This is a genomic window from Oceanicella actignis (genome assembly GCF_008124525.1).
GTDB classification, from domain to species: Bacteria; Pseudomonadota; Alphaproteobacteria; order Rhodobacterales; family Rhodobacteraceae; genus Oceanicella; species Oceanicella actignis.
In genome coordinates this window covers 345487-357286 of record NZ_VNHJ01000001.1, presented here as the reverse complement: position 1 = coordinate 357286, position 11800 = coordinate 345487, and the positions used below count along the sequence as shown (strand labels likewise).

Genomic DNA, 11800 nt, shown 5'->3' with positions numbered 1-11800 from the left:
TGCGCGCGCCCCCGGCCGCCGCGCTCAGCCCTGCAGGGCGTCCCACATCTCGCGGTCGCGCTGCGCGGTCCAGATGCGGGGCGTGTCGATGCCCTGCGCCTCGTCATAGGCGCGCGCGACGTTGAAGGGCAGGCAATGCTCGTAGATGGCGTAGTCGGCGAATTTGGGATCGCAGGCCGCGCGCACCGCCTCCCAGGCCTCGCGCAGCGAGCCGCCGCGGGCGACGACGCGCTCGACCGGGCGATAGGTGCTGTCGACGAAGTCGCGCGTGCTTTCGATGGCGGCGGCGACCATGTCGGGGCCGACCAGCGCGTCGCCGCGCCCCGGCGCGATGGACTGCGGCGCGAAGGCGGCGATGCGGTCGAGCGTGCGCCCCCAGTCGGCGAAATGCCCGTCGCCGCAATAGCAGGCCGAGCGGTATTCGACGATGTCGCCGGTGAACATCACCCCCTCGTCCGGGACCCAGGCGACGATGTCGCCGGCGGTGTGCGCGCGGCCCAGATGCATCAGCTCGACCTTGCGCTTGCCCAGATACACCGTCATGCGGTCCGAGAAGGTGGTGGTGGGCCAGGTCAGGCCGGGAATGCTCTCATGCCCCTGGAACAGGCGCGGAAAGCGGGCGAACTCGCTTTCCCAATCCTCCTTGCCGCGCTCGGCCACCATGGCGCGGGCCTTGTCGGACATGATCACCTGCCCCGCCCCGTAGGCCGAGGCCCCCAGCACGCGCACCGCGTGGTAGTGGGTCAGCACCAGGTGGGTGATGGGCTTGTCCGTGACCTTGCGGATCTCGTCGATCACCTTGCGCGCCAGGCGCGGCGTGGCCTGCGCCTCGATCACCATCACCGAGTCGTCGCCGATGATGACGCCCGAATTGGGGTCGCCCTCGGCGGTGAAGGCCCACAGGCCGCGGCCGATCTCGGTGAAGCTGGTCTTCTTTTCCTCAAGGTCGCCTTGCGAAGCGAACGCCTTGGCCATGAGTTCTCTCCCTTCTCGTCGCGCGGCCATGCGTCGGCCGCCTGCCCCGCGCCCGCGCGGATGCGGGCGCGGTCGGGTCGGGCGGGCTCAGCCCGCGAAATCGGGCGCGGGCAGGATGCGGCCCGCGCATTCGCCGAAGCCCACGCGCCAGCCCTCGCCCTGCGCCCAGCCGCGCATGACGACCGCGTCGCCGTCCTGCAGGAAGGCGCGCCGCGCGCCGCCCTTCAGCGTCAGCGGCTCCTTCCCGCCCCAGGTCAGTTCGAGCAGCGAGCCGAACGAGTCGCGCTCGGGTCCCGAAATGGTGCCCGTGCCCAGAAGATCGCCCGTCTGCATCGCGCACCCGCACAGGGCATGATGGGCCAGCTGCTGCGCGGACGAGTAGTAGAGCTCGCGGCTGCTGGTGCGGCTGATCACGGTCTCTTCGCCGCCCTCGGGCGCCAGCGCCACCTCGAGGCGCACGTCGTGCAGCATGGGGCCGGGCTCGTGCAGATAGGGCAGAAGCGGCTTCTCGCGCGGGGGCGAGGGCGCGCGGAAGGGCTCGAGCGCGGCGCGCGTCACCACCCAGGGGCTGATCGTGGTCGCGAAGGCCTTGGCCTGGAAGGGGCCCAGGGGCTGATACTCCCACACCTGGATGTCGCGCGCCGACCAGTCGTTGAGCAGCACATGGCCGAAGATCATCTCGTCGGCCTCGGCGACGCTGACCGGCCGGCCCATGGGATTGCCGACGCCGACCACCGCGCCCATCTCGAGCTCGAAGTCCAGCCGCTCGGACGGGCCGAGGCGCGGGGCGGCGTCGTCCGGCCCCTTGAGCTGGCCGAGCGGCCGGCGCAGCTCGGTTCCCGACACCACCACCGTCGAGGCGCGGCCGTTGTAGCCGATGGGCATGTGCAGCCAGTTGGGCGGCAGCGCGTTCTCGGGGCCGCGGAACATCACGCCCACGTTCCACGCGTGCTGGCGCCCGGCATAGAAGTCGGTGTAGCCGGCGACGCGGAAGGGCAGATGCATGCGCGCGCGCGACAGCGGAACCAGCGCGCGCGCGCGCAGCGCCGCGTCGTCGCGCAGATCGCGCGCGCCGCCCTCGCGCAACAGGTCGGTCAGCCGCGCGCGCGCCGCCTCCCAGGCCGCCGGCCCCAGCGCCATGAAGTCGTTGAGCGCGGGCGCCGCGAACACCGCCCGCGCGCCGCCCGGGCGCAAGAGTCCCGCCTCCTCGATCGCCGCGAGGTCCAGCGCCATGTCGCCGATCGCCACGCAGCAGCGCGGCGGCGCGTCGGGCCGGTCGAGCGGCGAAAACACGCCGTAGGGCAGGTTCTGGATGGGGAAGTCGTGGTCGGGGGCGTTGGCGCTCTCGACCCAGCTTTGCTCAAGGCTCAAATCGTCTCTCCTGTCGTCAGCCCGGCCGCGCCGCCCGCGCCCTGCGGGCCAAGATCGATGCGCAGACCGTCGCGGGCGATGTGCAGCGGCCCGCTCCAGTGCGGCGCGACCGCCGCGCGCCAGTGCGATTCGTCATAGGCCGGATCGTCGGCCGGGATCAGGTGGTTGAGCGCCAGCGCCCGCACCCCGGCGCGGGCGGCGATGCGCGCCGCGTCCTCGGCGCGGGTGTGGCTGCGCATGATGTGGGCGCGCAGGCGCTCGTCGCCGTTGCCGACCCGCGCGCACAGCGCGTCCACCGCCTCTTCCAGCAGCGCCTCGTGCACCAGAAGGTCGGCGCCGGCGGCGAAGGGAACCATCTCGTCCATCGGGGCCGTGTCGCCCGAAAAGACGACCGCCAGGCCCTCGGCCTCGAGCCGCAGGGCGAAGCTGTCGCGCACGGGGGGATGATCGTTGCGCATGGCGCGCAGCCGCAGCGGGCCGAACTCGTGCGCCGCGTCCTCGCGCAGCGTCTCGATGCGCACCAGATCGCGCAGGTCGGGGCGCCCCTCGTCGGCGATGCGCAGGTCGATGTCCCAGGCCATCGAGGCGACGAAGCCCTCCCACGCCCGCGCCAGCCCCGGCGGGCCCAGCACCGTCAGCGGGCGCCGCAGGCCCGCCGTCCAGGCGGTGTGGATCAGCGGCCCCAGCTCCAGCACATGGTCCGAGTGCAGATGCGTGACGACGATCAGGTCGAGCGCCGTCAGCTCCACGCCCTGGCGCGTCACCCCCGCCGCCGCGCCCAGCCCCGCGTCGATCAGCGCCAGCCGCCCGCCCAGCCGCGCGAGGCTGGAGGTGGGCATGGACGAGCCCGGCCGGATGGCCGGCCCGCCCTTGGCGCCCAGAAGCGCGACCCATGCGCTCATGGCTTGACGCCCGGCGTGCCGTCGAACTTCTTCTCGAGCCCGTTCCAGCAATCGACGTAATCGTCCTGCAGGGGCGCTTCGCGGGCGGCGTATTCGGTCAGCTGCTGGGGGAAGCGCGTCTCGAACATGAAGGACATGGTGTTGTCCAGCTTCTCGGGAACGAGATCGGCGTTCGAGGCCTTCTCGAAGGCTTCGCGGTCCGGGCCGTGGGGCAGCATCATGTTGTGCAGGCTCATCCCGCCGGGCACGAAGCCGTGGGGCTTGGCGTCATACTGGCCGTAGATGTTGCCCATCAGCTCGGACATGATGTTCTTGTGATACCAGGGAGGACGGAAGGTGTGCTCCATGACCATCCAGCGCTCGCGGAACAGCACGAAGTCGATGTTGGCCGTTCCCGGCACGCCCGAGGGCGCGGTCAGCACGGTGAAGATCGACGGGTCGGGGTGGTCGAACAGGATCGCGCCGATGGGGCAGTAGTTGCGCAGGTCATACTTGCACGGCGCATAGTTGCCATGCCAGGCGACCACGTCCAGCGGCGAATGGCCGATCTCGCAGCGGTGGAACTGGCCGCACCACTTGACGGTCACGGTCGAGGGAACCTCGCGGTCCTCGAAGGCGGCGACGGGGGTCTTGAAGTCGCGCCGGTTGGCCATGCAGTTGGCGCCGATGGGACCGCGGCCGGGCAGCTCGAACTTCTGGCCGTAATTCTCGCACACGAAGCCGCGCGCCGGCCCCTCGAGCAGCTCGACCCGATAGACCAGCCCGCGCGGGATGATCGCGATCTCCTTGGGTTCGAGATCGATGATCCCGAGCTCGGTGCAGAACCTCAGCCGCCCCTGCTGGGGCACGACCAGAAGCTCGCTGTCGGCCGAGTAGAAGTAATCGTCCACCATCGACTCGGTGACCAGGTAGATGTGGCTGGCCATGCCGGTCTGGGTGTGCACGTCGCCCGCCGTGGTCATGGTGCGCATGCCCGTCAGCCAGGTCAGCTTCTCGTCCGTCAGCGGCGCCGGATCCCAGCGGAACTGCCCCATCGAGACCACGTCGGGCACGATGTGCGGCGCCGTCTTCCAGTAGGGCAGCTCGATGCGCGAGAACCGCCCCACATGCTTGACCGACGGGCGGATGCGGTAGCACCAGGTGCGCTCGTTCTGGTGGCTGGGCGCGGTGAAGGCGGTGCCCGAAAGCTGCTCGCCGTAAAGGCCGTAATTGCACTTTTGCGGGCTGTTCTGCCCGCGCGGCAGCGCGCCGGGCAGCGCCTCGGTCTCGAAGTCGTTTCCGAAGCCGGGCATGTAGCCCTCGGTCGTGCCGATGGCGCTGGGCGCGCGCACCATCTCGCGCGAGGCGGCATTGACGTTCATCGCTCTCTCCCCGGTGACCTGGCCGGCGATGCTGGGCCGGCCTCGGGGGAACGGTAACGTTGCATTTGCAACGATGTCAAGCGGCGAAGGCGACCGCCCCCTTGGTCCGACGGCCGGCCGCCGCCGCCGTCACGGATCGCGCCGGGCCGAGCCCGCGTCAGCGCCCGCGCCGAACCGCAAGATCATGAAAAGCCGATGCGCCATGGCCAGGATCGCAAGCCCAGCCGCCGGCGGCCTTCAGCTCGCAACCGCCAGACAGCCGCATAGGCCGCCGCTGTTGCACGAAGGCAACATAACACGGAAACAGGCAATTGATGAGTTATCCGTATCACTTTCCTTGTTGCGCTAAAAAATGTTATCGATATGTTATCAACATAATCTCAAGGAGGGGCCATGCAACTCACACGCCACGCCGAATATCGCGCTCGAAAGCGATGCCTGCCGCTCGATGTCGTCGCCACGATCTACGAATTCGGAACCCCTCGTCACTCGAGGGGCGCCGCAAGCCTGACGCTCGACCGTCAAGCGATCGATCTGGCCGCCGACGGCGATCGCACGCGACGGGACAGGCTCGGGCGCTATTGCGGCGCGTATGTGATCGTCGGCGACGGCGATCAGATCATCACCGCCGCACGTCGCACTCGCCGATTCCGTCAGTAACCCCCTCGAAAAAGGTTGAGACCCATGGAACAAGACCTGACGCTTGCAAGAATGCTCCTTCCAACCCTGACCCCCACGAGGAACGAGGAATTCGCTCGCCAGAAGAACCTCCTGTTGGCGCAGGACGGCCGCGTGAGCGTCCATTACGCCCCGTTCGACCACATCGTCCGCACGGCGCGCCTCGTCATCCTGGGCATCACCCCTGGCCTGACGCAGGCGGTCAACGCCGTGAACGCCGCCGTCGAAGCGCGCGATGCCGGCCTGCCGATCGAGGCCGTTCTTGAAAAGGCGAAGATGACGGCAAGCTTCAGCGGCGGGGCGACGCGCGCCAACCTTGTGGCGATGCTGGACGCCATCGGCGTGGCGCGGCGTTTCGGGTTGACCAGCGCCGCAGAACTGTTCCGCTCGGGGTCGACCGATGTCCACTTCACCTCGGCCCTGCGCTACCCGGTCCTCGTCGACGGCAAGAACTACAACGGCGCCCCGCACATGCTGAAAACCCCGATTCTGCGGCGCATGGTCGAAACCTGGCTGGCGGAAGAAGCCCGGCTGCTGCCGGATGCGCTCTGGCTGCCGCTTGGCGCAAAGGCCGAGGCCGCAGCGGCGCACCTGGTTCAGGCCGGCCTCTTGCGCGGCTCGCGCGTGCTCGCCGGCATGCCCCACCCCAGCGGAGCGAATGCCGAGCGGGTCGCCGTCTTCCTTGGCCGAAAACGCCCCGAGGACGCTTCACCCAGAACACGGCCCGGGCCGCTGATCGAGGCATTCGCCCGTCTTTCCGAACAGATGGCAACGCGCGAAGGGGAGTCCGCATGAACAAGACCGGAGAAATCCCTTACAGCTGGGATCAGATCGAAGAGCAGATCCGTGACGCAATCCTGTGTCAGGCAAGCATCCTCGCGGCCTTCGGGCCGGACGATGACGGGCGAACGGTGCGCGATTATCTTGGCCTCGACGGAGACGGCTTCGTGGACGTTCAGGATCTGACGCGCGAAGAGATCGCCGCGATCGATATCACGCGCCACGAGATCCATTACCATGCGCGCGTGGCATATGATTACGCCTATCAATGCCGCCCGCAGGACCGTTCCGCCGTTCTCAGCACCTGGCACGAGGTCGATGGCCTTCTGCAGGGTTTTCCGGAAACGGACGCGGACGCCCAGCCATCGCCGTTCTGCACGCTCAACGACTTCCCGCTGCGGCGCATGCTCGAAACCTTCTTCGCCCGCTTCGCCCTTTTGGACAAGGATTGGCAGTGGGACATGGACATTCGTCAGCTCTCGCTGCTGGCGAACATGACCGTGCCGGCTGTGCGCACCTCGCTGAGCAAGGAGGGCTTCAAGCTCCAAAAGAGACGGGGCCACGCGCGCTCCAGACTCGAGGGAACCGGATTCACCCTTGCCAATGCGGATGCCAGGCTCTGGCTCTCGCGGCGGCGCGGCTTCATCCCCCAGCTTGAGGAAGCGGCGGAAGACGGCCCCGACCTCGCCAGCGTCGGCATGCTGCATGATCCGGATCTGAGCTTTCCCGAAGCCGTTGCCCGGATCATGGAGCTGCGGGGCCTTGATGCATCGGCCGCGGTCGCGAAAGCCGGCCTCGATGCGGGATGGCTCGACGACCTTCTTCATGGTCGTCGCGTTGCGCCGGACATCGATGCCTTGCGCGCCCTGGCCAGAACCCTCCGGCTGCCCGAGCCGGACCTCGCCGCGGCGGGCGTCAAGCACATCCTGGCTTTGGAAACGGGATGAGGCCCGTTCTGGCTGGCGCCGATCGCGTCCCGGCAAACGCCGCCACCTTGCAACTCGGCCTGGCCGGCGTCGCCCGGGTGGCCCCGATGCGGGAGGGCGCGGATCGTATCCGGCGCGGACCTGCGCGGAGGCGAGAAGAGCGTGATTCACCGCACGGCGATCATCCGATTCATCGATGGCCCGCAGATGCGGAGCGTCGGCGATCTCCGCAAGCATGAGCGACTCGGACGGGGCGCCGCGGGCAGGCCTGCCGCCTTGGGAAGCGAAAGCGCAGGACGACCGGCTGTTCCTCGAGGCTCGGCGCAAGCCGAAGTCCGCGAGATTGGCCGCCGGGCGCCGCCGGAGCGGATCGGCGCGCGGACGCCCGGAAAACTCCGCGCCCTTCGCCCGTTGCGGAGTTTCATCGGCTCTGACGGAGAAGGGAGGAAGCGAATCTCGCTGGCGATTCCCGAGCGCCCCCGGGCAGGAGAGCCGCCGCCCGCCGGCGCCTCTCCAGCCGGCGTCCCACCCGCCGCCGTCGCGCTCCGACAGGATCGCGCGGGCGCCGGCGCCGGCGCCGTTCGCGCCCGTTCGACATGGCCGGCGCCTCGTGGCGCGCGCCTTGATCCGGCGCGCCATCCGTGACTTCATTGGAGAAGCAACGATCAGCCCGGACGCGCCGTGACCGAATTCATTCTGGACGACTTCCTGCCCTACCGGCTTGCCGTGCTGGCCAGCGCCGCCTCGCGCAAGCTGGCGGCGATATACGGCGCCGAGCATGGCATCTCGATCCCCGAATGGCGGGTGCTGTGCCACCTGTCGCAGGTCGAGCAGGTTTCCGTGCGCGAGATCCACGGCCGCGTGGACATGGACAAGTCCAAGGTCTCGCGCGCGGCGGCGCGGCTGGCGGCGGCGGGCTATGTGCGCAAGGCCCCCGATCCCGAGGACCGGCGCCTGGTGGCGCTGTCGCTGACCCCGGCGGGGCGGCGGCTGATGGACGAGATCGCGCCCAAGGCGCTGGCATTCGAGCGCCGCATGCGCGCCGCCCTCGCCCCCGAAGAGGCCGCCGCCTTCGACCGCGCGCTGGACAAGCTGCTGGCCAGCCTGCGCGACGCGCCGGCCGAGGCGGACTGATCCGCCCACGCCCGGCGCCGCGAGCTCGGGCAAGACGCCGCCGACCGATCGCCCCGCGGCGCAAGAGCGGCCGGCCGCCGCGCAGACGCGCAGATCGAAACCTGCCGCGCAAGCGCAGGGTCCGACCATGACCCGCGGGGACCCGCGGGCGCGCGGGAGAGGCCGGGCCTGATGCGCCCCTTGCGCGCCCCCATGACGACCCGCGGGCCCGCGGGGGAAGACGCCGGCGCGGGCGCGCCGGTCAGACCATCTGCGCCGCGCGCGCCACCGCGCCCTCAAGGCGCGCGGCCTCGTCGCGCGCGGCCTCCAGACGCTCGCGCTGCTCGGCGACCACCTCTTCGGGGGCCTTGGCGAGGAAGCTCTGGTTGGACAGCTTCTTCTCGAGGCCGGCGATCTCCTTGCGCAGCTTGTCCAGCGCCTTTTCCAGCCGCGCCTTCTCCTTGCCCGCATCGATCACGCCGGCCAGGGGCAGGCACACCTCGGCGCCCTCGAGCGTCAGCGTCACCGCGCCGCGCGGCGCGGCATCGGCGACCGAGAACGTCTCGATCCGCGCCAGGCGCGAGATCAGCGGCAGGCTCTTGCGGATGCGCGCCTCGGCCTCGGGGCCGCCCGAGACCAGCGTCAGCGGGATCTTCGCCGAAGGCGGCACGTTCATCTCGGCCCGCACCGAGCGCACCCCCTCGATCAGCGCGATGATCCAGCCGATCTCGGCATCGGCGGCGGGGTCTTCGAGCTCGGCGCCCCAGGCGGGCCAGTCGGCGTGGATCAGCATCTTGTCGCGCGGCGCGATCTGCCCCCACAGCGCCTCGGTCACGAAGGGCATGAAGGGGTGCAGCATGATCAGGCACTGGTCGATCGCCCAGGCCATGGCGGCGCGGGTCTCGTCCTTGTCGGCGCCGTCGGGGCCGGTCAGGATGGGCTTGGCCATCTCGACATACCAGTCGCAGACCACGCCCCAGACATGGGCGTAGAGCGCGCCCGCCGCGTCGTTGAAGCGGTAGTCCGACAGCGCCGCATCCACGTCGCGGCGCAGGCGCGCCGTCTCGCCCGCGATCCAGCGGTTGAGCGGCAGCCGCGCCGCGGCCGGGTCGAAGGCGGGATCGGGCTTGCAGCCATGCATCTGCGCAAAGCGCGCCGCGTTCCACAGCTTGGTCGCGAAGTTGCGGTAGCCGGCCACGCGCCCCACCGCCAGCTTGATGTCGCGCCCCATCGCCGCCATCGACGCCAGGGTGAAGCGCACCGCGTCGGCGCCGTATTCGTCGATCAGGTCGAGCGGGTCGATCACGTTGCCGACCGACTTCGACATCTTCTTGCCCTTCTCGTCGCGCACCAGCGCGTGGACGTAGACGTCGCGGAAGGGAACCTGCGGGCGGCCCTGCGCGTCCTTCATGAAGTGCAGGCCCATCATCATCATGCGGGCGACCCAGAAGAAGATGATGTCGAAGCCCGTCACCAGCACCGAGGTCGGGTAGTAGCGGCGCAGCTCGGGCGTGTCCTCGGGCCAGCCCAGCGTGCCCATGGGCCACAGACCCGACGAGAACCAGGTGTCGAGCACGTCGGGGTCGCGCTCGAGCGCGACAGGGCGGCCGTAATGGGCCTCGGCGGCGGCCCGCGCCTCGTCCTCGGACGCCTCGCAGAAGGGCGTGCCGTCGGGGCCATACCATACGGGGATGCGATGCCCCCACCACAGCTGGCGCGAAACGCACCAGGGCTCGATGTTCTCGAGCCACTGGAAGTAGGTCTTCTCCCAGCTGCGGGGGTGGAACACGGTGCGCCCGTCGCGCACCGCGGCCAGCGCCTCGGCGGCCAGCGCCTTGGCGTCGACGAACCACTGGTCGGTCAGGAAGGGCTCGACCGCCACCTTCGAGCGGTCGCCATGGGGCACGACGTGCACCTCCTCGTCGCGGCCGTCGAGCCAGCCCTGCGCCTCGGCCAGCTCGAGAATGCGCTTGCGCGCCTCGTAGCGGTCGAGCCCGTGCAGGGCCATGGCCTCGGGGGTCGGCGCGGCGGCGCGCAGGAAATCCTCGTTGCCCTCCAGCGCCAGCCGCGCGCGCGTGTCCATGACGTTGATCATGGGCAGGCCGTGGCGGCGGCCGACCTCGAAATCGTTGAAGTCGTGCGCGGGCGTGATCTTGACCGCGCCGGTGCCCTTGGTCGGGTCGGCGTGCTGGTCGGCAAGGATGGGAATGCGCCGGTTGGCCAGCGGCAGCACAAGCTCCTTGCCGATCAGGTCGCGATAGCGCGGATCATCGGCCGAGACGGCCACCGCGACGTCGCCCAGCATGGTTTCGGGGCGCGTGGTGGCGACGACGACGTAGTCGCGCTCCTCCCACGCATCGGGCGCGCCGTCGGCCGGGGTCCAGCCGCGCAGCGGCGCGTCGGGGCCCTCGCCCTCGCGCACCATGGGATGGCGGTAGGTCAGCCCGTCGGCCAGCTTGTAGCGCAGCCGCCAGAGCGCGCCGCGCGTCTCGACCTGCTCGACCTCGAGATCCGAGATCGCCGTCTCGAAATGCGGATCCCAGTTCACCAGCCGCTTGTCGCGATAGATCAGCCCCGCCTTGTAAAGGCCGACGAACACGCGCAGCACCGCGTCGTGGAAACCCTCGTCCATGGTGAAGCGGTTGCGCGACCAGTCGCACGAGGCGCCCAGGCGCTTGAGCTGGCGGATGATGGTGTCGCCCGACTCGCGCTTCCACTCCCACACCTTTTCCAGGAACTTCTCGCGCCCCAGCTCGCGCCGCGAGGGCTGGCCCTCGGCGGCCAGCTTGCGCTCGACCACCATCTGCGTGGCGATGCCCGCATGGTCCTGGCCCGGCTGCCAGAGCACGTCGAAGCCCTGCATCCGCTTCCACCGCGCCAGGATGTCCTGAAGCGTGTTGTTGAGCGCGTGCCCCATATGCAGCGAGCCCGTGACGTTGGGCGGCGGGATCACGATCGAGAAGGTCTCGGGACGCGAGGCGTTGGCGCCGGCGCGGAAGGCGCCCGCCTCTTCCCAGCGCGCGTAGATCTCGGGCTCGGCCGTCTTGGCGTCGAAGGTCTTGTCCATGGTCATGGGTTCGGCTTTCCGGCTCGGATGCATGGGGCTGGCGGGCTGTTTACCCCGCGCGGCCGCCCGATGGAAGCCGCTCAGGCGCGCCGGTCCACCTTGGTCGAGAGCTGGACCAGCGTCTCCATGCCGCGCACGCCCTCGACCAGGCCGATGCGGTCGAGCGCGCGGTCGAGCAGCGCGGTGGTGCGCCCGGCCACCTGCGCGGCCATGTCGAAGCGCCCCGAGGTGGTGTGCAGGCTTTCGATCTCGGGCATGCGCTCGAGCGCTGCGGCGACGGCCGCGGCGCGGCGCGGCTCGACCTGGATCAGCACATAGGCGCGGATCATCTCGGCCGCGTGCGGGTCGGTGCGCACGGTGTAGCCGCGGATGACGCCCATGCGCTCCATGCGCTCGATGCGGGCCTGGGCGGTGCTGCGCGCGACGCCCGCGCGGCGGGCCAGATCCGAGGCCGGGGTGCGCGCGTTGCGCCGCAGCAGGGCGAGAAGCTTGCGGTCGATGTCGTCCAGAGTCTCCATGTCGGCGATTTTATCGCGTTTCCGGGGAATCGCCAATGCTTTCGGTCGATCTGCGTCTTTTCATCGGTCGATTTCGGCTGCAAATGCGCGTCCACTTGAAACAAGGCCC

At 69.9% G+C, this 11800-nt stretch carries 10 protein-coding genes; 4 read left to right on the top strand and 6 right to left on the bottom strand.

Translation table 11 applies throughout. The annotated features are described in order from the left end of the window. Positions 1–24: 24 nt before the first annotated feature. The 4 genes from LY05_RS01670 to hmgA form a co-directional block, all read right to left on the bottom strand. Positions 25–975 (bottom strand): MBL fold metallo-hydrolase, encoded by a 951-nt coding sequence (locus tag LY05_RS01670; RefSeq protein WP_072746285.1) that lies wholly within the window; start codon positions 973–975, stop codon positions 25–27. Positions 976–1062: 87 nt separating this feature from the next. Further along, entirely contained in the window at positions 1063–2346 is a 1284-nt protein-coding gene (fahA, locus tag LY05_RS01665) for a fumarylacetoacetase (protein WP_148921866.1), read from the bottom strand. After that, positions 2343–3248, bottom strand: coding sequence for an MBL fold metallo-hydrolase (locus tag LY05_RS01660; RefSeq protein ID WP_148921865.1), 906 nt, complete (start codon positions 3246–3248; stop codon positions 2343–2345). Before LY05_RS01660 ends, fahA begins: the two co-directional genes overlap by 4 nt. Further along, entirely contained in the window at positions 3245–4609 is a 1365-nt protein-coding gene (hmgA, locus tag LY05_RS01655; RefSeq protein WP_072746288.1) for a homogentisate 1,2-dioxygenase, read from the bottom strand. The genes LY05_RS01660 and hmgA overlap by 4 nt, the downstream gene beginning before the upstream one ends. Positions 4610–5002: 393 nt before the next feature. Between hmgA and LY05_RS01650 the strand changes: the two genes are divergently transcribed. The 4 genes from LY05_RS01650 (at position 5003) to LY05_RS01635 (ending at position 8127) form a co-directional block, all read left to right on the top strand. Further along, positions 5003–5269, top strand: a complete 267-nt coding sequence (locus tag LY05_RS01650) for a hypothetical protein (protein ID WP_072746289.1) — start codon at positions 5003–5005, stop codon at positions 5267–5269. A 24-nt stretch (positions 5270–5293) separates the two neighbouring features. Next, positions 5294–6082: a uracil-DNA glycosylase family protein gene (locus LY05_RS01645; RefSeq protein ID WP_148921864.1), complete on the top strand. Its 789-nt coding sequence runs from the start codon at positions 5294–5296 to the stop codon at positions 6080–6082. Next, positions 6079–7014, top strand: a complete 936-nt coding sequence (locus tag LY05_RS01640; RefSeq protein ID WP_148921863.1) for a helix-turn-helix domain-containing protein — start codon at positions 6079–6081, stop codon at positions 7012–7014. Before LY05_RS01645 ends, LY05_RS01640 begins: the two co-directional genes overlap by 4 nt. A 660-nt stretch (positions 7015–7674) precedes the next feature. After that, the gene (locus LY05_RS01635) at positions 7675–8127 is read left to right on the top strand and encodes a MarR family winged helix-turn-helix transcriptional regulator (protein WP_148921862.1); all 453 of its coding nucleotides are present in this window, start codon (positions 7675–7677) and stop codon (positions 8125–8127) included. Between the two features lie 241 nt (positions 8128–8368). Here the strand turns inward: LY05_RS01635 and LY05_RS01630 are convergent, their stop codons facing one another. Both LY05_RS01630 and LY05_RS01625 read right to left on the bottom strand, forming a co-directional pair. Then, a complete protein-coding gene (locus tag LY05_RS01630; RefSeq protein WP_148921861.1) occupies positions 8369–11179 on the bottom strand; it encodes a valine--tRNA ligase in 2811 nt (936 codons plus the stop codon). 74 nt (positions 11180–11253) lie between these two features. Then, a complete protein-coding gene (locus LY05_RS01625) occupies positions 11254–11691 on the bottom strand; it encodes an Lrp/AsnC family transcriptional regulator (RefSeq protein ID WP_072746293.1) in 438 nt (145 codons plus the stop codon). Positions 11692–11800 lie beyond the last annotated feature (109 nt).

What these genes read in the sequence shown, in the direction of transcription:
- LY05_RS01670 (WP_072746285.1), bottom strand. Translation starts at nt 975, where the DNA reads ATGGCCAAGGCGTTCGCTTCGCAAGGCGACCTTGAGGAAAAGAAGACC.
- LY05_RS01660 (WP_148921865.1), bottom strand. Translation starts at nt 3,248, where the DNA reads ATGAGCGCATGGGTCGCGCTTCTGGGCGCCAAGGGCGGGCCGGCCATC.
- hmgA (WP_072746288.1), bottom strand. Translation starts at nt 4,609, where the DNA reads ATGAACGTCAATGCCGCCTCGCGCGAGATGGTGCGCGCGCCCAGCGCC.
- LY05_RS01650 (WP_072746289.1), top strand. Translation starts at nt 5,003, where the DNA reads ATGCAACTCACACGCCACGCCGAATATCGCGCTCGAAAGCGATGCCTG.
- LY05_RS01645 (WP_148921864.1), top strand. Translation starts at nt 5,294, where the DNA reads ATGGAACAAGACCTGACGCTTGCAAGAATGCTCCTTCCAACCCTGACC.
- LY05_RS01640 (WP_148921863.1), top strand. Translation starts at nt 6,079, where the DNA reads ATGAACAAGACCGGAGAAATCCCTTACAGCTGGGATCAGATCGAAGAG.
- LY05_RS01630 (WP_148921861.1), bottom strand. Translation starts at nt 11,179, where the DNA reads ATGACCATGGACAAGACCTTCGACGCCAAGACGGCCGAGCCCGAGATC.
- LY05_RS01625 (WP_072746293.1), bottom strand. Translation starts at nt 11,691, where the DNA reads ATGGAGACTCTGGACGACATCGACCGCAAGCTTCTCGCCCTGCTGCGG.